Here is a 19535-nt window from a genome sequence, read left to right as displayed (position 1 = left end):
GCTTGCGGCCCCGGGCCGCCGGGACCCGTCCGCGCCCCTCGGACGCCCCGCGCCGGGCCGCTCGCGGGCTGCGAGACTGGCGGCATGAACTACCGCGTGCCCCAGCCCGTCCCGCAGGTCATCCTCGACGACGTACGGGGGGCCCAGAAGATGCTGTCCGGAGTCTCCCGGGTCACCGCGATGGAGGGCAGCCGGCACCTGTCGCGGCTCACCGGCTCCCCGGTCCACCTCAAGTGCGAGAACCTCCAGCGCACGGGCTCCTTCAAGCTGCGCGGTGCTTACGTGCGCATCGCGGGCCTGCGCCCCGAGCAGCGGGCCGCGGGCGTCGTCGCGGCCAGCGCGGGCAACCACGCGCAGGGCGTGGCCCTGGCCTCCTCCCTCCTCGGGGTCCGCTCGACGGTGTTCATGCCCGTCGGGGCGCCGCTGCCGAAGGTGGCGGCGACGCAGGAGTACGGGGCCGAGGTGCGCATGCACGGGCACGTCGTCGACGAGACCCTCGCCGCCGCGCAGGACTACGCGGACCGCACCGGGGCGGTGTTCATCCACCCCTTCGACCACCGCGACATCATCGCGGGCCAGGGCACGGTCGGCCTGGAGATCCTGGAGCAGTGCCCGGAGGTGCGCACCATCGTGGTCGGGATCGGCGGCGGCGGTCTGGCGGCCGGAGTCGCGGTCGCGGTGAAGGCGCTGCGACCGGACGTGCGGATCATCGGGGTGCAGGCGGCGGGCGCGGCCGCGTACCCGCCCTCGCTCAAGGTCGGGCATCCGGTCTCCCTGGACAACCCGGTCACGATGGCGGACGGCATCAAGGTCGGCCGCCCCGGCGACGTCCCCTTCCACATCATCGGCGAGCTCCTCGACGACGTGCGCACGGTCTCCGAGGACGCGCTCTCCAGCGCCCTGCTGCTGTGCCTGGAGCGGGCCAAGATGGTGGTCGAGCCGGCCGGGTGCAGCCCGGTCGCGGCCCTGCTGAGCGAGCCCGGACTGTACGGGGGCGGGCCGGTGGTCGCCGTCCTGTCGGGCGGCAACGTCGACCCGCTGCTGCTCCAGCGCATCCTGCGGCACGGCATGGCGGCGGCGGGCCGGTACCTGTCGCTGCGGCTGCGCGTGGCCGACCGGCCGGGGGCCCTGGCGGGGCTGCTGGGGGTGCTGTCGGTGGTGGACGCGAACGTGCTGGACGTGAGCCACGTACGGACGGACCCGCGGCTGGGGCTCACGGAGGTGGAGGTGGAGCTGCACCTGGAGACGAAGGGCCCCAAGCACTGCGCGGAGGTCGCGCGGGCGCTGCACGGCGCCGGTTACAGGGTCATGAGCCAGGGGACCTGAGCCAGGGAGGGCCGGGGGAGAGCCCGGCCGGGGGACCTGAGCCGGCGGTCGTGAGCCCGGCGGCCGTCGACCCGTGTCCCGGAGCCGCGGCACGGCGCCCGTCACGCACGATGCCCGGCCGGGAGGACCCGGCCGGGCATCGCCTTCGGATCAGGGGGTGATCAGCCGGTGAAGGGCTTGACGTCGAGGATCTTGACGGACGCCTTCTTGCCGTTCGGCAGTTCGTACTCGGCGTCCTCGCCGATCGCCTTGCCCATCACGCCGGTGCCCAGGGGGGACTGCGGGGAGTACGTCTCGAAGTCCGAGGACGCGTACTCGCGCGACGCCAGCAGGAACTCCATGGTGTCGTCCTCGTCGCCGTCGAAGGCGATCTTGACGAGGGTGCCGGGGGCGACCACGCCCTCGGCGGCCGGCGCGGTGCCGACCTTGGCGTTCTCCAGGAGCTGCGTGAGCTGGCGGACGCGGAGCTCCTGCTTGCCCTGCTCCTCCTTGGCCGCGTGGTAACCGCCGTTCTCGCGCAGGTCGCCCTCCTCGCGGGCGGCTGCGATCTTCGTGGCGATCTCCGTGCGTGCGGGACCAGAGAGGTAGTCCAGCTCCGCCTTGAGCTGGTCGTACGCCGCCTGGGTCAGCCAGGTGACGCTTTCGCTCGTCTGGGTCACGGGTTGCTCCTCGTCGGTACAGGGGGACTACAAGCCGCCAGCGGCGGACGAAACCACGAGCCTAACAATTCGGGAAGAAAAGGGGGAGGACCCGAGGGCCTCAGTGCCCCGCGGGCCGCCGCGCGAGCGGCTTACCGGACCGCGCGCGGTCAGGCCGCGGGGCGGCAACCGAGCAGTTCGATCATGGTGGCGCGGTTCGTGGTCCGCAGGGAGACGACCTCGTCGACGCGCGCGTCGGGCTGGGCGAAGGTGTAGTCCGCGCGGCCGACCTCGCCGTGCCCCTCGTCCTGGGAGCTGAGGGTGCAGACACCGGTGACCGAGGCGTCCTTGCGAACCTCCAGGTGCACCTTCACCTCGGTGTCCGAGACCACCTGGAACTTGATCACCTCGGCGCTGACGCTCTGCCCCGCCACGTAGCCCCAGCCGATCCAACCGACGACGCCCAGCAGCACCGCGCCCAGCGCGGCCCCGATGATCTTGAGCTTGCGGTCCGCGCGCTCGTCCGCGGACCGTCCGTAACGGCCCTCGGGAAGCCCTTCGCGTACCGCGCTCATGATCGTTCCTTTCGGTGGGCCAGGGCCGGCGGCGCCCGGCGCGGCCCTGCCCCGGAAATTTTCCGCCCCCCGGTTCGGTCACTATAGATGCGCCCACCCTGACGAATCACAGAGGATCCTGTCGTGACCGAGCAGCTTCGACTGATGGCCGTACACGCACACCCCGACGACGAGTCCAGCAAGGGCGCGGCCACGATGGCCAAGTACGTGTCCGAGGGGGTGCCCGTGCTCGTCGTCACCTGCACCGGTGGCGAGCGCGGCTCGGTCCTGAACCCCAAGCTCCAGGGCGACACGTACATCGAGGAGAACATCCACGAGGTGCGCGCCAAGGAGATGGACGAGGCGCGCGAGATCCTCGGCGTCGAGCAGGAGTGGCTCGGCTACGTCGACTCCGGGCTGCCCGAGGGCGACCCGCTGCCGCCGCTGCCCGAGGGGTGCTTCGCGCTGGAGGACGTGGACCGGGCGGCCGGCCGTCTGGTGAAGAAGATCCGCGCCTTCCGGCCGCAGGTCGTCACCACGTACGACGAGAACGGTGGCTACCCGCACCCCGACCACATCATGACCCACAAGATCACGATGGTGGCCTTCGACGGCGCGGCCGACACCGAGAAGTACCCGGAGGCCGAGTTCGGCCCGGCCTACCAGCCGCAGAAGCTCTACTACAACCAGGGCTTCAACAAGCCGCGCACCATCGCCCTGCACGAGGCGCTGCTGGCGCGCGGCCTGGAGTCGCCGTACGGCGAGTGGCTGGAGCGGTGGAAGGAGTTCGAGCGCACCGAGCGGACCCTGACCACGCACGTGCCGTGCGCGGACTTCTTCGAGATCCGCGACAAGGCGCTGATCGCGCACCGCACGCAGATCGATCCGGACGGCGGCTGGTTCCGCGTTCCCATGGAGATCCAGAAGGAGGTCTGGCCGACGGAGGAGTACGAGCTGGCGAAGTCGCTCGTCGACACCTCCCTCCCCGAGTCCGACCTGTTCGCGGGCATCCGGGAGAATGCGTAGCTATGAGCGCTACGCAGGCAGCACTGATCGAGCTCCTTCCGCTGGCCGGGGACTCCTTCGACAAGAACAAGGTGACCCCCGGCATCCTGGGCTTCATCGTCTTCGCGGCCCTCGCCCTCGGGGTGTGGTTCCTGATGAAGTCGATGAGCCGCCACATGGGCCGCGTGGACTTCCAGGAGGCCCCGGAGCCCGGCGCCCCGACCGCCCCCGGCCCGGCCGCTCCCGAGCGGGCCGGCTGAGGACTTCCGCCCGAGGGCCCGCCCCCGGCCGCGAGCCGGTGGGGGCGGCGGCCGTTGTGCGGGCACGGCCGCCGGTCCGGGCCACCGGGATCGTCCGGACCCCGCCGGCTCGGCGGCCCGTCCGGTCGATCAGGCCGTCCGCTCCGCCGGCGGGACGCCCATGACCTCCCGCGAGCGCAGGTCGGGGACGAGGCCCAGGCGCCAGGCCTGCCAGCCCTCCGCCGGGTCGACCCCCCGGCCCAGGACCACCCCGTACGTCTCCAGGCAGTCCACCAGCCGCCCGTCCCGCGCCGGGTGCGGGGCCCCGGCCAGCCGGTCCAGCTCCGCCCGGGCCTCGTCCGGCGCGCCCGGACCCGTCAGACCGGCGTAGGGCAGCAGCGTGCAGCGCAGGAAGCGGGCCCAGTCCTCGCCGCGCCGGTCCCCGTACGAGGCGAACAGCCGGACCGCCTCCTCGCACAGGCCGAGGGCCTGCGGCAGCCGGCCGTTGCCCGCGTCGACCACGGCCAGCTCCACGCAGGTCCACGCCTCGCCGTGGGCCAGGCCGATCCGCCGGAAGTCGGCGCGCGCGTCCACCAGCAGCTGGCGGGCGAAGCCGGAGTTGCGCAGGTTGCCCGTCTGCGCCGCCCGCTGGTCGCGGGTGACCCGGCCGGAGTGGTGGCGGGCGTGCGCCAGCCCGTACACGTCCCGCATCCGCGAGAACATGGTCCGGGCCCGCTCCAGTTCCCGCACCGCCCGGTCCCGCTCACCGCTCTCCTCCAGGGCATGTCCGAGGTAGTACAGCGTCCAGGCCTCGCCGCGCGCGTCCTCCGCCTCCCGGTGCCGGGCCAGCGCCGCGCCCAGCCGCTCCACCGCGGCGACCGGGTCCCCGTCCACCACCCGGGCCCGGCCCAGCTGGGTCAGCGCCCAGGCCCGGCCGCGGTCGTCGCGGGTGCGCCCGTACTGGTCCAGGGCCAGCCGCAGCTCCTCCTCCGCCCGCGGCACATCGCCGTACCGCAGGTGCACCTGGCCGAGCTGGAAGTGCGCCCACGCCTCCCCGTGCACGCTCTCGCTCTCCCGGTGCAGGGCCAGGGACCGCTCCAGCAGGGCGCTCGCCTCGCCGAGGCGGGCGAGGTCCCGTTCCACCGCCGCCAGCGCGTGCAGCCCCCACGCCCGGTCGCCCGCCAGCTCCGGCGGTTCCTGGAGGGCCAGCGCCTCCCGGATGCGGGCCGCGGCCTCGGGGAGGTTGCCCTGGTGGTGCAGGGTGATGCCGAGGGAGACCAGGGCCATCGCCGCGCCCGCCTCCTGGTGGGCCTCCAGGTACTGGTCCACCACCGAGGTCAGCGTGGTGCGGGCCTTGTCCAGCTCGCCGAGCTGGCGCGCCGCGATGCCGGTGCGCCACTGGACCGACCGCACCAGGTGTCCCTGCCGGCCCTGGTGTCCCGCCCCGACCGCCTGGGTGAGCTCGTCGATCTCACCCAGCCGGTACAGGTCCCCGCGCAGCAGGCAGAAGTCGCACAGCGCGCCCAGCAGGTCCAGGACCGCCTGCTGGTCCACGCCCTCCGAGTGGCGCAGGGCCGCCGTGATGAAGCTGGACTCGTCGTCGAGCCAGCGCAGCGCCGCGTCCAGCGAGCCGAAGCCGTGGCCGTCGAAGTGGCCGGCCCGGGTCGACGTCTTCCCGTCGACCATCCGGATCACCGAGTCGGCGAGCTGCGCGTAGGTGCGGATCAGCCGCTCGTGCGCGGCCGATGCCTGTGCCGGGTCCTCGTCCGCCGCCAGCCGCTGGGCCGCGTACGCGCGTACGACGTCGTGCATCCGGAACCGCTGCCCGCGCACGCGTTCGATCAGCCCGGCCTCCCAGAGGTCCTCCAGCGTGCGCAGGGCGGCCTGTTCCGCCACATCGGCCAGCGCGGCGGCGGCCGCGCCGCCCAGGGAGGCCCGGCCGGCCAGGGGGAGCCGCCGCAGCAGGAGGCGGGCCGGTTCCGCCAGCAGGGCGTCGGCGGCGCGCAGCGCGCGTTCCACGGCGGGCCCCGAATCCGGGCCGGGGGTCCGGCCGGCCCGGGCCAGCGGGGCCAGCATCCGCAGCGCGAGCGGGAGCCCGCCGCCGACCCCCAGCACGGCGGCCAGCGCGGCCCCGGCGGCCGCCGGGTCGGGGCCCGGGTGCGGACCGGGACCCGTCCGGGATTCCGGGGCGGCGGCCCGGACCAGCTCCGCGGCCTCCGCCGCCGCCAGCGGTTCCACCGGCAGCTGGTGCACCCATGCCGCCAGGTCCGCCGGCAGGTCCAGCGGCCCCCGCGCCGTCACCAGCACCAGGCTCTCGGAACGCTCCGGCACCAGGGCCCGTACCTGCGCCGCGTCCACGGCGTCGTCCAGCACCACCGTCACCGGCAGCCCCTGGAGGTGCTGGTGGTACAGCTCGCCCAGGCGCCGCACTTGCTGCTCCGCCGACGCGCCCTCGCGGAACAGCAACTGCTCGCGCGGCGCGCCCAGCCGGTTCAACAGGTGCAGCAGCGCCTCGCGGGTCGACAGCGGCGCCTCCCCGCCGGGGGATCCGCCGCGCAGGTCCACCACGCACGCGCCCCGGAACTGGTCCCGCAGGGCGTGCGCCGCGCGCAGGGCCAGCGCCGTACGGCCGACCCCGGGCTCGCCGTGCAGGACCACGACCACCGGCCGGGTCTCCGTACTGGCGCGCGCCGCCTGCACCCACTGGGCGATCCGGGTCAGCTCCGGCCGCCGGCCCGCGAAGGCGGCTCCGGGGTCCGGGAGTTGTCCGAACGACTGCTCCAGCACGCTGCGCCGCCGGGCCTGCGCACTGCGGTCGGTCCCGCGCAGCGCGGGGGCGGTCCGGGGCGCGGGGCGCGGGGTGGGGGCCGCCGTGGTGACCGCGCGCTGCCGGGTCAGGAAGGGCCGTATGCCGCGTACCTCCAGGGCGGTCAGCCACTGCAGCTTCAGCTGTTCGGGGCCACCCGGGCGGCCCCGTTCCCCGGCGCGCCGGTTCGCGGCGGGCAGGTGCCGGGCCGTCACCTTGGCGACCGCCGCCACCGCCCCCGCGACGCCGACCGCGGCCCCCGCCGTCGCCGCCGTACCGGGCGCGACGCCGAGCGCCAGGTCCGCGCCGAAGGCGGTGGCGGCCGCCACGGCCGTGACGAGCAGGGCCGTCGAGGTGTCACCGCGCCGCAAGGCCTCGCCGAGCGACTCGTCGCCGGCCGCCGCCTCGTCCAGGGCCCGTACGTAGGTCTCGTACTCCGGTGCGGCGCTCGCGGCGAGCGCGTCCAGGGCCTCCCTGCCGCGCGCCAGCAGGGCCGCCCTGTCGACCGGGGAGCCCGCCGTCGTCCGCCGGAGCTCCTCGTCCACCGCCCGCACCAGCAGCCGCTCGGCCTCACCACGATGGCTGTCCCGCATCCGCATCCCCCTCAAGAGAGCTCGGGCAACGAGCCCCAAGTGTCCTGCGGGGCGGTCGCGAGCGCGAGGGAATCTGAGCTAGTTCAGAGGGAAGCGGTCGGGTGTGCGCCCGGACGGGTCGCACACGTCCAAGTCCCGTGAGGGAACGCCGTCATGACGTTACGACAGGCGTCGAACCGGCCCCGGCCCGGCCGGCCGGCCGTCCGCGCGGCGGGCGCCGCCAGGGGCGGCCGGCGGCCCGGGAAGGCGCACCGGTGCCCGGATCGCGGACGGCAGCGGGCCGGTGCGGCCCGCTGTCCGTGATCAGGGGAGGGGGAGCTCCATCAACGTGGAAGACCTCGTGGCTGAACAGAACCCTGTACGGCAGCCGGCCTGAGCGGCTACGTTCCGGATCGGTGTCACGGGCGGCGATGGGGAAGAAAGCGCTGCGAATTCCAACGTGAGGCTTTTGGCTCGGCGGCTCTTGAGCGGCCCTGAACGTGAGCATTCGCTAGATGTCACGCCCGCAGAAAGAGAGTGAAGAGGTGCGGCAAGAGCGCGCGATGAGGACGAGAAGGCAGATCCTGGATGCGGCCGGCATGCTGTTCGCCGCGCTGGGGTACAAGAGGGCGACGGTGGTCGACCTTCTCTCGCACTCCGGGGTGACCAAGGGGGCGTTCTACTTTCACTTCTCCTCCAAGGAGGACGTCGCCCGGGCTCTGTTCAGGGAGCAGAGCCCGGGGCAGGACCTGGTGGCGCCACAGAAGTTCCGGCTCCAGGAGCTCGTGGACGGACATCTCGTCCTGACCAGCAGACTCCGCAACGGCGCCCGTGAGCGCGGATGCTTCCGGCTCTGTCTGGAGCAGGGGCTCGACGACGAACTGCGCAGGAGCTGGTTTCTCGAACGCGTCGTCTTCAACCAGGAGTTGCTGGCGGCAGCGCAGGAGGCAGGGGAGCTCGCCGCGCACGTGTCAGTGCGGGAGACGGCGGAGTTCCTGGTCAGTGCCTCCATGGGTCTGCAACTCATGTCCCAGACCGTCATCGACGACGCCGACACGGGCATGGAGCGGCGGATCGCGCTCCTGCTGCGCAACGTCATGTCCGACATCGCCGTCCCGGACGTCTACGCCGAATTGGACATCGACCGGGACCGGGGAATCAAGCTCCTGGAGATGTAGGAACCGCTCACCTCGTTCCGTGGTCCCGCATACGTGCGGCAGGCCGCGGCGATACTGCCCGTGAGCTGCTGAGAATCCCGTCTCAGCGACATGTCAGAGCCGTCTGGCACTGTTGTTCTCGTCACCGGGGAACGCCGGTGGAGGCAAGGAGAGATTCCCGTAGCGGCCTAACGGGGCCCGGACTTGTTCCGGGCCGGGGCTTTCGCCCCACGCAGGTTCGAATCCTGCTCTCTCCGCTGCGCCTGCAAGACGCGGACGGCGACGTGTCCGGCGATGTGAACATCTCGCCGGACACGTCGCCGTGCAGCGCTCATCGCGACCGCAGGAGACATTCTTATGGAACTCGCCTGGAACTTCCCCATGACGGGTACGAGCCGTTTCACATGGGAATACGATTCCGAGCGCGAAACCCTGATGAACCTCTACCAAAAGGGCAAGGACAAGCAGTGGGACAGTGCGAAGCGCATCGACTGGTCCCTCGAAGTCGACCCCTACGACGCCCTCGGAACCCCTGAGCACACGCTCGGCCTGTACGGCTCGAAGCAGTACTCCAAGCTCAATGTGCGGGAGAAGCAGGAACTGCGGCAGCACATGGCGGCCTGGGAGTTCAGCCAGTTCCTGCACGGGGAGCAAGGCGCGATGATCTGTTCCGCGCGCATTGTGGAATCCGTCCCCGACATGGACGCGAAGTTCTATGCCTCCACGCAGGTGATGGACGAGGCCCGGCACGTGGAGCTCTTCTCCCGGTTCGTGCAGGAGAAGATCGAGATGACCTACCCGATCAGCCCCCACCTCAAGGAGCTGCTCGGCCAGGCACTGGGAGACTCTCGCTGGGACATGCCCTACCTCGGCATGCAGGTCCTCATCGAGGGGCTCGCGCTCGCCGCCTTCGGGATCCTGCGGGACAAGACCACCAAGCCGCTGCCCAAGCAGATCCTCTCGTACATCATGCAGGACGAGGCCCGGCACGTCGCCTTCGGAAGGCTGGCCCTGCGGGACTACTACAAGAACCTGAGCAGCCAGGAACTCGCGGAGCGCGAGGAGTTCATCATCGAGGGCTGCTACCTGATGCGGGACCGGCTGCGGATGCAGGAAGTCTGGGAGAATCTCGGGTTCGACATGAAGGAGTGCATGGAGTACATGAACAACGGGCCGCGCATGCGGGCGTTCCGTTCCCTGCTCTTCACCCGCATCGTGCCGTGCGTCAAGGACATCGGCCTGTGGAGCCCCAGGATCCGACAGGCGTATGACGACATGGGCGTCCTGGATCTCGCGGGCGCCGACCTGGTCAAGCTGATGGAGTCCGACGAACTCCAGGCCGATGCTCTCGACGCGGAACGCCGTGAGATGGAGGCGAGGCGTGCCGAGGTCCACGAGGCCATCGCCGAGGGTGCGCTCAGCGCGGCCGGCGGAGCCGGTGGCAGCTGATTCCGGAGCCTCCGTGCGGAGCCGGACGCGGGGGGCCGCACGGTGACGCGGACGCGGGGCCGGTGCCGTCCATGGCGGACCACCGGTCCCGCGCCGTTTCCGTTTCCGTGACGTGACGTGACGTCGCTTCACGTCGCTTCACTTCACGTCACGTGGGCCTCGTGCACCGCGTACGCGGTCTTCGAACAGGCCGAGGGCAGGGGCCCGGTGTGACCACCGGGCCCCTGCCCTCGTCGTCCTCAACGGCTGGTCTCCGTGCGCCTCAGGAGGCGTCGTCGAAGATCAGTGTCAGCAGCCGCCCCACCTCGTCCGCCGACGCCTCCTCCAGGCGGTCGACCCCGTCGGCGAACTCCTCTCGGCCCCCCGTACCGAGCCACTTGTCCCGCACCACCCCCGCGATCGGCGGGCGGCCCTCGCCGCCGATGGCCCCCATGGGTACATGCAGCTCGCGGCTGACGCTGCGCCCGTCTCTCAGGCGCACGTGCACTCGTGCCCCGGTCACCTTGCGTGCGTCGCTGAAGTCCCTGCTGGGTGCGGGCAGTTCGCCTACCAGATCGACAAGCCACTGCCCGTCGCCCTCCCAGCCCGCACCGAACTGCCGCAGCCACTCCTTGCCCCGTCCACCGGCCTGCCGCAGCGCCTCGCCGAAGGGCACCTCGCAGTGGAACAACTCCCGCGTCATGTCCAGGTCCAAGCGCACGTCCATCCGGTCGGCGAGCGACCACCTCTCCGTGTCCGCCATCCCCTGCTCGGTGAAGTCGCCGGTGCTCAACTGTCCCGTGAGCAGCGCGGTGGCCAGCGTGTACCGCAGGGAGAACACCAAAGCGCTCACCGGGGACAGCGGGCCGCGCAGGTACTCGGCGGCCCGTCGCTCCACCACCGCCGTGTACAGGGAGGTGTCGACGCTGATCTCGGCGATGTCGTCGGCGCGCAGCGGACGGTCCGGCGAGGACAGCTCTCGGTGCAGCTCCAGGCCCACATCGATGGCGGAGTCCATGCCCGGTCCCCCGGGGTGCACCTTGAAGGACGTCGTGCGGGTGTGCCAGCGCGTGCCGAGCCCGGCCACCACGGCCTCGGGAAGCGGAACGGTGGCGAACCGGGAGAGGAACCCCTCCGGGTGCTCGAAGATCACCGGGCTGCCCGCGAGGCCCACGGCCGAGGCGTCACAGGCGTCGAGCCCCACGCGCACCGGGGTCGACGCGCCGAAGAGCTTGGCATCGCCGTCGAGGAAGCCCACCGGCACGGTGCGGGGAGGCAGCCCGAAGCCGAGGCCGAGTGTGTCCACCCAGCGCTGCGCCGATGCTCCCTCGCCGCGCAGTCGCCCGGCTATGGCCCCGGTGACATGGGTGAACGCGGCGCTCTGGCCCCGGAAGGGTCCCAGCGTCGTGGCGGCGGTGATCCGCGCCGCCGTCTCGTTGGCCACGATGATCGAGGTGAGCAGCTGCTCACCGGTGAGCCCTTGGCTGGTGGCGTACGCGAGGGGGACGGCCACGGTCGAGTTGGACAGGTGCCCGGCGTAGGCCGTGTCGTCGAAGTGGAGCCAGGACCCGAGACCGGCGAGCACGAACGCGGACCGGGCCGGGTCGTCCTGGAACGGCGCACCGAAGCCCTGGACGAAGCGCCGGCCCAAGGGGTGGTCGAGGCCGGCCCGTACGGCGGCCAGCTGGGACAGGATCTGGTGTTTGGCGGTGGTGACGACGTCGTCCGGTATCTCGTCGAGGCGCAGCACGCTCGCCCATCCCGCCAGCTCTTCCGTGAGTGTCGCCACTTGGTCTCCCTCAATCCTCTCGGGTGCTCTCGCGTCGTGCTTCGGTGCCTATGCGTGTCTTACGCGCGAGAGGGCTCCGCCCCTCATCCCAGTGGGCGGCATGTGACGTGATGCCGTCTCTGTCGTCGTCGGAACGTGTGCGAGCGCAGCATCGGCGCCGACCGGAGGGACCGGCCGTGCGGGCGCGTCCGCGTGAGGGACCTCCCCGAACCGGACATCGCGTCGCTCGCCGCCCTCTCGGGGCGGCGGAACTGTTTTGAGGGGTGCGGTGGCCGCCCGCGTAACAGGAGTGTTCGTCCCTTTACCCGCACCCATATCTGAGCGAGGCATCTGCCGTGACAGCCGCACCTCCACCCACCCGGCTGCAGTCCGGGCACTCGAGCGAGACCGCCCATCTCACCGCCCGCGCCCGTGCCGCCGACGCCGTCATCGAGTCGGGCAGACGACTGCTCGGTGACACCTACGCGCACCTGTTCGTCACCGTTCCCCCGCCCGTCACCTCGCAGGAGGCCCTCGACCGACTCCAGCGCCTGGACCACGCCCACGGCGGATTCATCGCCGAGATCCTGCTGCGTCAGCGTTACTTCGAGGACCTGGTCGCGCTCGCGGTCGACGCGGGAGTGCGCCAGGTGGTGCTGCTCGGCGCCGGATACGACACCACGGCGCTGCGCTACACCGGCCCCGACACGGTGCGGTTCTTCGAGGTGGACCACCCCGCGACGCAGACGGCCAAGCTGGAGGCGCTCGCCGCGGCGGGCCTCACGTCCCCGGTCACCTCGGTGCCCCTCGACTTCACCGCGGGCGCCTCGCTGCGTGCGGAGCTCACCGCGCACGGCTTCGACATCGGCACGCCGTGCGTCGTGGGGTGGTTGGGGGTGACGTTCTTCCTGCCGCCCGAGGCGTGCCGCGCCACCCTCGCCGACCTGGCGGACACCGTCGCGCCCGGCAGCCTGCTGCTCCTCGACTACATGGACGAGGCCGTCGTGGACGGCACCAGCCCTTATGAGGGGGCGCTGCAGATGGCACGCCAGGTGGCCGAACAGGGCGAGCCGTACATCAACGGCCTGACCCCGCACTCCGCCGCCGCCGCGGTCCGCGACACGGGATTCGAACCTGTGGAGCAGCTGCGCGTGCCCGACCTGGTCCGACGCTACGGCGGCACCGACCCGTACTGCAGCGACGACGACTTCATGGGCCTGGTCACGGCGCGTCGCGTTGAGCGAGAGGTGAGCGGCCATGGTGACTGAGCCGAGCTGGGCGGCCCGCGCCCTGTTGATCGCCAACCCCCGGGCCGGGGCCCGCGATCGGCAGCGCATCGACCAGGTCATCGCGCACTGCGAAAGCCTGGTGCCGCACATCGACGTCGTGCACACCGCATACCAGGGCCACGCCGAGGAGTGTGCCGCCGAGGCCGCCGCCTCGCACAGCGACGCGGTGATCGTGCTCGGCGGTGACGGCACGACCCGCGAGGTGGCGTCGGGCCTGGCTCGCTCGGGCCTCGTACAGCCCGAGGGGAAGCGGCCCGCGATGGTCAACATCCCTTTCGGTACCGGGAATTCGTTCTACCAGGAGATCTGGGCCGACGCCCCCTGGCGCCGGGTCCTCGACCAGGCCCTGTCCGGCGAGCACCCCCATCTGCGCTGGGTGGACATGGCGCACATCCGGGAGATCGACGTCCTGGCGCTGCTCGGCGCGGGGTCGGGCCTTGTCGCCGACGCCCTGGAGGCGGCCAACGGCATGTTCGAGGTCCCGGGCCGTGACCGCTACCAGCAGGCCGTCGCTCGGATCATGAGTACGTACACGCCGTACGAGGGCCGGGTGAGCGTGGACGGAAGGGTCGTCCACGAAGGCCCCGTCACCCTGGTGAACATCGGCGGCGGCCGCTACCGGGCGGGCCGGTTCAAACTGCTGCCGCACTCGGTCATCGACGACGGCCTGCTCGACGTCTGTGTGGTGGGCGGCCGGATGGGCGTCCGCGAGCTGGCCGGACTGACCCAGGACGGCAGCCACATCGGGCGCCCCGGCGTGGTGTACGAGCGGGGCTCCCGCTTCGTCATCGAGCGCACCGACGGCCGGCGGCTCTCCTTCGAGCACGACGGTGAACTGCGCACGGGCGACGCCTCGCGCTACACCATCGACGTGCTCCCCGCCGTCCTTCCCGTCCTCGCCCCGCGGACGCCGGTAGCGGGCTCCCCGCGCGAGGCGAGTTTCGCGGAGCTCGCCGAGGGCCTCGCATGAGCGGTGAGAGCGGCGGGGGTCTCACCCGGGCTCTCGCGCAGTGGACCGCGGGGCTGCGGTACGACGACATCCCCGCTCGTGTCCGCGCGATCGTCACCAGCCAGGTCGTCTCCCACCTGGCGGCGGTCCGCGCCACCGCCGCACACCCGGTGGGCCGCACCCTCCTCACGGCGTACGGCCCCCTCGACGCCGATGGCGACCCGGCTCGTACGGCGCATCTGATGGCGGCGCTGTCCTCCAGCCTCTATCTGGAGGACACCCTGTACGCGGGCCACGTCTCGCACGCCGCCGTCGGCGTGCCGGTCGCCCACCAGAGGCGCCAGGCGCTGTCCGGGCGCGCCCTGATCACCGCCGTGACCGCCGCCAACGAGGCTGCCGCCCGCGTCACCGCCGCCGGCACGCTCGGCCCGTTCCGGGGCCAGTGGGCCGGCCACACCCATCTTGTGGCGGCCTGCGCCGCCCTGCTGCACGGCGCGGGCGCGGACGCCGGGAAGCTGCTGAACGCCTGGGGCCTGGCGCTGGCCGCGCCCCCGCGCGCGCTGCGTCCCGCCGTGCTCGCCAGCGACGCGAAGGTGCTGTCCGCCGCCGCTCCCGTGCGCACGGCGATCGACGCCTGCGCCGCCGCGCTCGCCGGGCTCACCGGCCGCGACGACGTGATCGAGCATCCCGAGGGGCTCCTCGCGGTGTTCGCCGGGGCGGCCGTGCCCGAGCTCGTGGCGTACGGCCTCGGCGAGCGCTGGCACACCGAGACCCTCTCCTTCAAACTGCTGCCCGTCGGCGTCCACCTGGACGCGCTGGTCGAGTGCGCCGCCGAGCTGCATCGCAGGCTGCGCCCTGCGGACCCGGCCGGCATCGCCTCGGTCGACGTGGCCGTGCCCAGGATGACCATGGTGATGAGCGGGCACGCGGACGGCTATGTGCGGGGCGCCGCCACCTCCCTGCCCGCCCTCAACCTCAGCGCCGGGTACAACGTCGCCACCGCCCTGCTCACCGGCGGCCTCACCGTAGCCGACCTCGCCCCTCCGGGCCTGGCCGAGGAGGGACGCTGGCAGCTCGCGGAGCGGGTGCGGCTGCACGCGGACGAGGAGTTGAGCAGGCGGGGCGTGATGTCCACCGCCCCGGTCGGCGAGACGCTGCGCCACGCCGGGCGGCGCGCCCTGGAGTGGGAGACGGAGCTGCCCGGAATACCCATGGAGAAGCTCCTGGAAGAGCTCGGCCCGCCCGTCGCCTCCTTCGAGGAGTCCACCAAGATGCTGGGCTGCCGCATGACGGTGCGGATGCGTGACGGGCGCGAGGAGACCTGCGAGCTGGCCGCCGGGACCGGAGCCGTCGGGTCGGCTTCCTGGCGCGGCCATCCGGCTCTGGTGCGCGAGAAGTTGCTGCGCACGGGCGTGGACGAGGTCGCGGCCGACGCCCTGGCGCGCCTGGAGGAGCTCACGGCCCAGGAACTCGCCGAGGTGTTGCGCCAGGTCTTGCGCCTCGCGGATTAATACCTACTGTTGGTATGTGAACTGGGTCACGTCGCCGGGAGCTCGTTGACACCTGCTGTCGGGGCTAAATACATTCCTACCAACGGTATCTAAGAAAGAGGTGCATCCCGTGGCTACCACCGATGCCGGCGCTCCACAGCGACGGTCAACGGCGTCGTTACTGCTCCTGGCGTCCGGAGCCTCGTTCCTGGCGGTGCTCGACGTCACCGTCGTGAACCTCGCCATGCCCGACCTGCGCGAGGACTTCACGGGCTCCGCCTTCCAGAGCCTGTCGTGGGTCATCACCATCTACGCGATCGTCTTCGCGGCCCTCCTCGCCCCGGCGGGGCGCCTCGCGGACGCTCTGGGCAGGCGCACGCTCTTCCTCGCGGGCATCAGCGTCTTCACGGCGGCGTCGCTGCTGTGCGCCGTAGCGCCCAACCTCGACACCCTCCTGGTGGCCCGCGCGATCCAGGGACTCGGCGCGGCCGCGATGATCCCCGCCTCGCTCGCCATCGTGCTCATGGACACCCCGCCCGAGCGTCGCCGCGCGGCCATCGGCCAGTGGAGCGCCGCGGCGGCCCTGGCGGCGGCGGTCGGTCCCGCTGTCGGCGGCGTTCTGGTCGACACCTTCGGCTGGCGCTCCCTCTTCCTGATCAACATCCCCTTCGGGCTGCTCTTCCTCTACGGCGCCGTCGCGATCCCGCGCTCGACGGGTCCGGCCACCGAGCGCAAGCTCCCGGACCTCCTGGGCACGATCATGCTCGGCGCCGGTGTCGGTCTGTTCTGCCTCGGCATCAGCAAGGGCAGTGAGTGGGGCTGGACCGAGCCCTCCAGCCTGGTCTGCGTCATCGCCGGCCCGGTCCTGATCGCGCTGTGCCTGCTGCGCTCGGCCAAGCACCCGGCCCCCGCCGTGGAAGTCACCCTGTGGCGCAACCGCACCTTCGCCCTGGCGAACGCCGCCGCGTTCTTCTACGGCATCGCGCTCTTCTCGTGGCTCCTGGTCGGCGTCCTGTACGTCACCCAGGTGTGGGGCTACTCCGAGCTGGAGGCCGGACTCGCCATGACGCCGGGCGCGTTCGCGGCGACGATCGTCGCGATGCGGGTCGGCAAGCTTCCGCCCACGTACGGGCCGCGGCTCGCCACCGCCGGCGGCGCGATCATCCTGGCAGGCACCGGCTTCCTGCTCGCCTTCACCCTCCCCGACCACTCGATGTTCCTCGCCTACTGGCTTCCGCTCGGTGTTCTGGCGGGTGTCGGCATGGGCGCCATCACCACCGGTACCTCCACGGCCGCCGCGCTCTCCGTCTCGCCGCTGCGGTTCGCCGGGGCGACGGGTCTGAACCAGACGGCCCGGCAGATCGGCGGCGCCATCGGCATCGCGATCCTGGCCACCGTGGTCTCCGGAGCCCTCAAGGACATCGCCGACTTCGAGCGCATCTACCTGATCGCCGCGTGCGCCTCGGTGGTGGTGGCCCTCCTCGGGTTCGGCCTCACCATCAAGCTGCCGCCGACCCCGCCCGCCGCCGAGCCCCCCGCGCAGGCCGCCGGCGAACAGAAGACCCCGACCACCGACGCCGCGAACTAGAACGGCCCACCCCCCGCCTCACCCCAAGGAGATGTCAGCCATGACGAGCACGGAGTTGCCCTCGGACCGCACGCAGGAGCTGCAGGACCCGCACATCCTGACCGTGGAGGAGATCACCGCCCAGCTCCAGGGTGCCCCCTGGGCCCGGTACGCGGCCATCGGCGACAGCATCGTCGCGGGCACCCGCGAACCCGTCGAGGGCTACGCCGACCTCAGCTGGGCCGACCGCGTCGCAGCCGCGCTGCGCCAGATCAACCCGCAGCTCGAATACCACAACTTCGGCGTGCCGGACCTCCCGGCAGCGAAGATCAGGGCCACTCAGCTCGACCCGGCGCTGGACTTCAAGCCGGACATCGCCATCGTGGTGGCGGGCGGAAACGACCTGCTGGGCAAGCACTTCGACACGGCGGCCGTGGAGACGGAACAGGCCCGCATGGTCTCGGCGCTGCGCAGCCGGGGCTGCACCGTGGTGACGATGGGCCTGTTCGACAACACCTGGACGCCGTACGTCGCCGACAAGTACAAGGCGGTCATGAAGCAGCGGCTCCAGCAGTTCTCCGACCTCACCCAGGCGGTGACGCAGCGGATGGGCGGCCTTCACGTCGACCTTCCCAGCCACCCCGCGGGCAAGGAGCCGATCTTCGCCGCGGACGGCCTTCACCTCAACGTGCGCGGGCACGCGGTCGTCGCGACCGAAGTGATCCGCACGCTGGGCAAGCACCTGGCCGCCAAGAGCGCCTGATCCGCCGCCTCCGAGGCCCGGTCCCGGCGGGCGCGAGACCGTTCTGCCCCCCGCAACGGTATGCCCCGCCGGGACCGCCGGGTTCCTCCTCGGAGGAGCTCGGGCTTCGGCGTGTCGCAGGACGCCCGGCCGGATTTTCGATGAAGGGAGTGCCGGCGATCCGACGCTCGTCCCAAGAAGGCCGTTCCGGGCCGCAAGACCAAGGTGAAGGACGCCGAAAGAAGGAAGGTGGGACACCGTGAACGCGCGCTCTGCCGACGAGCGGTACGACCCTTACTGCATCGCCCCGGGCATGGCCACCGAGCTACTGGCGCAGGCGCCCTGGCGGCGGTTCGTCGTACTGGGCGACGCCTTCGCAGAAGGGCCGGGGGAGTCGTGCGAGGGGTACGACGACGCTTCCTGGGCACACCGCGTGGCCGCCGCGCTGCGCTCGGTCCATCCGGACCTGGCCTATCTCAACCTGGCCCAGCGGGACCCGGTCGCCGCCGAGGTGCGGGCCAGGCAGCTCGGCAAGGCGCTGACCTTCCAGCCCGACCTCGCAGCCGTGGTGGCGGGCGGCAGCGACGTACTGCGCGAATCCTTCGACGCCGACGCGACGGAGGCGGAACTGGCGCGGATCATCGCACCGCTGAGGGACGCGGGCGTCGAGGTGGTCATCCTCGCGCCGTTCGGCAGGGGCAGCGCCCAGGACGTACCCAAGGACGTCCTGCGTCGACGCCTGCGACTTCTGTCGGAGCGCACCTACAGCCTGGCGCTGCGCAACGGCGCGATCCACGTCGACCTGAGCGCCCACCCCGCCGACGCCGACCCCGGCATCTTCGATGCGGACGGCCGGCACGTCAACGCACGGGGCCACGCCATCGCCGCCGCGGCGACGATCCGCCGTCTGGGCGTCCACCTCGGCGTCTACGGCCCACCGTCCCTCCGCTGAGGCGCGACCCCCGGCGTTCCCAGGAGGCCTTCGCAGGGCGCCGCTCGGAGTGGCCGGTCCGCCTTGAGGGCCGCCCGACGTCCAGGCTCCGGCCCGATGCCCGAGGCCGGGCAGTGCCCCACGCCGGCGACGCCGGCCCGGAGCAGCCCTGACGCCACCGCGCTCGGGTCAGCGACCTCCGGCACCCGACGTTCGCGAGGACCTGCCGGCGGACGTCCGGGTGCCCGCGGCGGACGTCCGGGTGCCCGCGGCGGGGATGGACTCCGGTACGAGGACCCGCCGGTCGACCGGTCTACGGCTCCAACGTGGCAGGCATGCGCCGAATGGAGTCGAACAGATAGCGGAACTGGCGCAGGGTGGCTTCGAGGAGCTCGTCGGGATCGTCCGTGTGTGCCATGGCCATGGCAGCCTCGCACTGGGCGCCGTAGACCATTGAGGCCAGCGACTCGATTTCGTGCCGGGGGAATCGCCCTTTGCCCAGGGCCTGGCAAAGGCCGTAGAACATCATGCGCCGACAGTCGGTGCGGATTTCGCGCATCGCCTCCCACCCCAGCGCACCCGGCGCGTCGATGAGGGTGATGCGTTGCGTGCTGGGCTCCATGGAGCCGACCAGGAATTCCCGCATTCCCTGGAACAGTGCTTCCCAGGGGTCGTTGTAGTGCGAGTACTTCTGGGCGATCGCACTGGAGAGGTCTTGCTGTTCGCGTTCGTACACCGCTCGGAAGAGCTGCTCCTTGTTCTTGAAATGGTGGTAGAACGCGCCCTTGGTGACCTCGGCGGCATCGCAGATGGCGTCGAGCGAGGTCGGGGTGTATCCGTCCCGGGCGAACAGCTTCCGTGCGGCGATGAGGAGCTGTTGTGTGGTCGTGGAGGAGCGCTCCTGCTGGGTGCGGCGTCCGGTTCGCCGTGTCACCGTCTGCTGAGTCATGATCCTGTACTCCTCCTTACGACCGGCTTTCGCCACCAGGGTCGCAGCCGACCTTCGCCGCCGCGATGCTCCCCTGAAGGGGCCACCGTCCTGGCAGCGCGTACGTGAGTGACAGTCTAGGTTAC

General features: G+C 71.9%; 16 protein-coding genes and 1 tRNA gene. 12 read left to right on the top strand and 5 right to left on the bottom strand.

Going from position 1 to position 19535, the window contains the following annotated elements:
* Positions 1-84: 84 nt before the first annotated feature.
* Positions 85-1326: a threonine ammonia-lyase gene (gene ilvA, locus ACWFQ8_RS25805; protein ID WP_453788650.1), complete on the top strand. Its 1242-nt coding sequence runs from the start codon at positions 85-87 to the stop codon at positions 1324-1326.
* 161 nt (positions 1327-1487) lie between these two features.
* On the opposite strand, the gene greA is transcribed toward ilvA, so the two are convergent.
* Both greA and ACWFQ8_RS25795 read right to left on the bottom strand, forming a co-directional pair.
* Positions 1488-1985, bottom strand: coding sequence for a transcription elongation factor GreA (gene greA / locus ACWFQ8_RS25800; RefSeq protein ID WP_453788649.1), 498 nt, complete (start codon positions 1983-1985; stop codon positions 1488-1490).
* 149 nt (positions 1986-2134) lie between these two features.
* Positions 2135-2539 (bottom strand): DUF4307 domain-containing protein, encoded by a 405-nt coding sequence (locus ACWFQ8_RS25795; RefSeq protein WP_453788648.1) that lies wholly within the window; start codon positions 2537-2539, stop codon positions 2135-2137.
* A 123-nt stretch (positions 2540-2662) separates the two neighbouring features.
* On the opposite strand from ACWFQ8_RS25795, the gene mca reads away from it, so the two are divergent.
* Positions 2663-3544: a mycothiol conjugate amidase Mca gene (mca, locus tag ACWFQ8_RS25790; protein WP_453788647.1), complete on the top strand. Its 882-nt coding sequence runs from the start codon at positions 2663-2665 to the stop codon at positions 3542-3544.
* Positions 3545-3546: 2 nt separating this feature from the next.
* A complete protein-coding gene (locus tag ACWFQ8_RS25785; RefSeq protein WP_453788646.1) occupies positions 3547-3783 on the top strand; it encodes a hypothetical protein in 237 nt (78 codons plus the stop codon).
* Positions 3784-3912: 129 nt separating this feature from the next.
* Here the strand turns inward: ACWFQ8_RS25785 and ACWFQ8_RS25780 are convergent, their stop codons facing one another.
* Positions 3913-7161, bottom strand: coding sequence for a tetratricopeptide repeat protein (locus ACWFQ8_RS25780; protein WP_453788645.1), 3249 nt, complete (start codon positions 7159-7161; stop codon positions 3913-3915).
* Between the two features lie 542 nt (positions 7162-7703).
* Between ACWFQ8_RS25780 and ACWFQ8_RS25775 the strand changes: the two genes are divergently transcribed.
* The 3 genes from ACWFQ8_RS25775 to ACWFQ8_RS25765 all read left to right on the top strand — a co-directional run bounded on the left by ACWFQ8_RS25775 (position 7704) and on the right by ACWFQ8_RS25765 (position 9746).
* Positions 7704-8318, top strand: coding sequence for a ScbR family autoregulator-binding transcription factor (locus tag ACWFQ8_RS25775; RefSeq protein ID WP_453788644.1), 615 nt, complete (start codon positions 7704-7706; stop codon positions 8316-8318).
* Between the two features lie 147 nt (positions 8319-8465).
* A tRNA-Gln gene (locus ACWFQ8_RS25770) sits at positions 8466-8554 on the top strand.
* 100 nt (positions 8555-8654) lie between these two features.
* Positions 8655-9746: a ferritin-like domain-containing protein gene (locus ACWFQ8_RS25765; protein ID WP_453788643.1), complete on the top strand. Its 1092-nt coding sequence runs from the start codon at positions 8655-8657 to the stop codon at positions 9744-9746.
* A gap of 262 nt (positions 9747-10008) precedes the next feature.
* Here the strand turns inward: ACWFQ8_RS25765 and ACWFQ8_RS25760 are convergent, their stop codons facing one another.
* On the bottom strand, positions 10009-11514 hold the full coding sequence (locus tag ACWFQ8_RS25760) for an MmgE/PrpD family protein (protein WP_453788642.1): 1506 nt from the start codon (positions 11512-11514) through the stop codon (positions 10009-10011).
* Positions 11515-11849: 335 nt separating this feature from the next.
* Here ACWFQ8_RS25760 and ACWFQ8_RS25755 point away from each other — a divergent pair, with 335 nt between their 5' ends.
* From ACWFQ8_RS25755 to ACWFQ8_RS25730, 6 genes are all read left to right on the top strand, one after another.
* The gene (locus tag ACWFQ8_RS25755) at positions 11850-12761 is read left to right on the top strand and encodes a class I SAM-dependent methyltransferase (RefSeq protein WP_453788641.1); all 912 of its coding nucleotides are present in this window, start codon (positions 11850-11852) and stop codon (positions 12759-12761) included.
* Positions 12751-13752 carry a diacylglycerol/lipid kinase family protein gene (locus ACWFQ8_RS25750; RefSeq protein ID WP_453788640.1) on the top strand — a complete coding sequence of 334 codons (1002 nt, stop codon included), beginning with the start codon at positions 12751-12753 and terminating at the stop codon, positions 13750-13752. Before ACWFQ8_RS25755 ends, ACWFQ8_RS25750 begins: the two co-directional genes overlap by 11 nt.
* Positions 13749-15242: an MmgE/PrpD family protein gene (locus ACWFQ8_RS25745; protein WP_453788639.1), complete on the top strand. Its 1494-nt coding sequence runs from the start codon at positions 13749-13751 to the stop codon at positions 15240-15242. Before ACWFQ8_RS25750 ends, ACWFQ8_RS25745 begins: the two co-directional genes overlap by 4 nt.
* 109 nt (positions 15243-15351) lie before the next feature.
* Positions 15352-16809 (top strand): DHA2 family efflux MFS transporter permease subunit, encoded by a 1458-nt coding sequence (locus ACWFQ8_RS25740; protein WP_453788638.1) that lies wholly within the window; start codon positions 15352-15354, stop codon positions 16807-16809.
* A gap of 40 nt (positions 16810-16849) precedes the next feature.
* Complete coding sequence (locus ACWFQ8_RS25735; protein WP_453788637.1) at positions 16850-17551, top strand: SGNH/GDSL hydrolase family protein; 702 nt, start codon at positions 16850-16852, stop codon at positions 17549-17551.
* A gap of 238 nt (positions 17552-17789) precedes the next feature.
* A complete protein-coding gene (locus ACWFQ8_RS25730; protein ID WP_453788636.1) occupies positions 17790-18482 on the top strand; it encodes an SGNH/GDSL hydrolase family protein in 693 nt (230 codons plus the stop codon).
* A 292-nt stretch (positions 18483-18774) separates the two neighbouring features.
* Here ACWFQ8_RS25730 and ACWFQ8_RS25725 read toward each other — a convergent pair whose 3' ends face one another.
* The gene (locus ACWFQ8_RS25725; RefSeq protein WP_453788635.1) at positions 18775-19410 is read right to left on the bottom strand and encodes a TetR/AcrR family transcriptional regulator; all 636 of its coding nucleotides are present in this window, start codon (positions 19408-19410) and stop codon (positions 18775-18777) included.
* Positions 19411-19535: the final 125 nt, after the last annotated feature.

It is taken from the genome of Streptomyces sp. NPDC055254, from assembly GCF_053606025.1.
The sequence above is the reverse complement of the archived record's forward strand: the minus strand, read 5'-3'. Positions and strand labels throughout refer to the sequence as shown.

Bases quoted from the DNA above. Each gene is read 5' to 3' on its own strand.
- ilvA (WP_453788650.1), top strand. From the start codon at position 85: ATGAACTACCGCGTGCCCCAGCCCGTCCCGCAGGTCATCCTCGACGAC.
- ACWFQ8_RS25795 (WP_453788648.1), bottom strand. From the start codon at position 2,539: ATGAGCGCGGTACGCGAAGGGCTTCCCGAGGGCCGTTACGGACGGTCC.
- ACWFQ8_RS25785 (WP_453788646.1), top strand. From the start codon at position 3,547: ATGAGCGCTACGCAGGCAGCACTGATCGAGCTCCTTCCGCTGGCCGGG.
- ACWFQ8_RS25780 (WP_453788645.1), bottom strand. From the start codon at position 7,161: ATGCGGGACAGCCATCGTGGTGAGGCCGAGCGGCTGCTGGTGCGGGCG.
- ACWFQ8_RS25775 (WP_453788644.1), top strand. From the start codon at position 7,704: ATGAGGACGAGAAGGCAGATCCTGGATGCGGCCGGCATGCTGTTCGCC.
- ACWFQ8_RS25765 (WP_453788643.1), top strand. From the start codon at position 8,655: ATGGAACTCGCCTGGAACTTCCCCATGACGGGTACGAGCCGTTTCACA.
- ACWFQ8_RS25750 (WP_453788640.1), top strand. From the start codon at position 12,751: ATGGTGACTGAGCCGAGCTGGGCGGCCCGCGCCCTGTTGATCGCCAAC.
- ACWFQ8_RS25745 (WP_453788639.1), top strand. From the start codon at position 13,749: ATGAGCGGTGAGAGCGGCGGGGGTCTCACCCGGGCTCTCGCGCAGTGG.
- ACWFQ8_RS25735 (WP_453788637.1), top strand. From the start codon at position 16,850: ATGACGAGCACGGAGTTGCCCTCGGACCGCACGCAGGAGCTGCAGGAC.
- ACWFQ8_RS25725 (WP_453788635.1), bottom strand. From the start codon at position 19,410: ATGACTCAGCAGACGGTGACACGGCGAACCGGACGCCGCACCCAGCAG.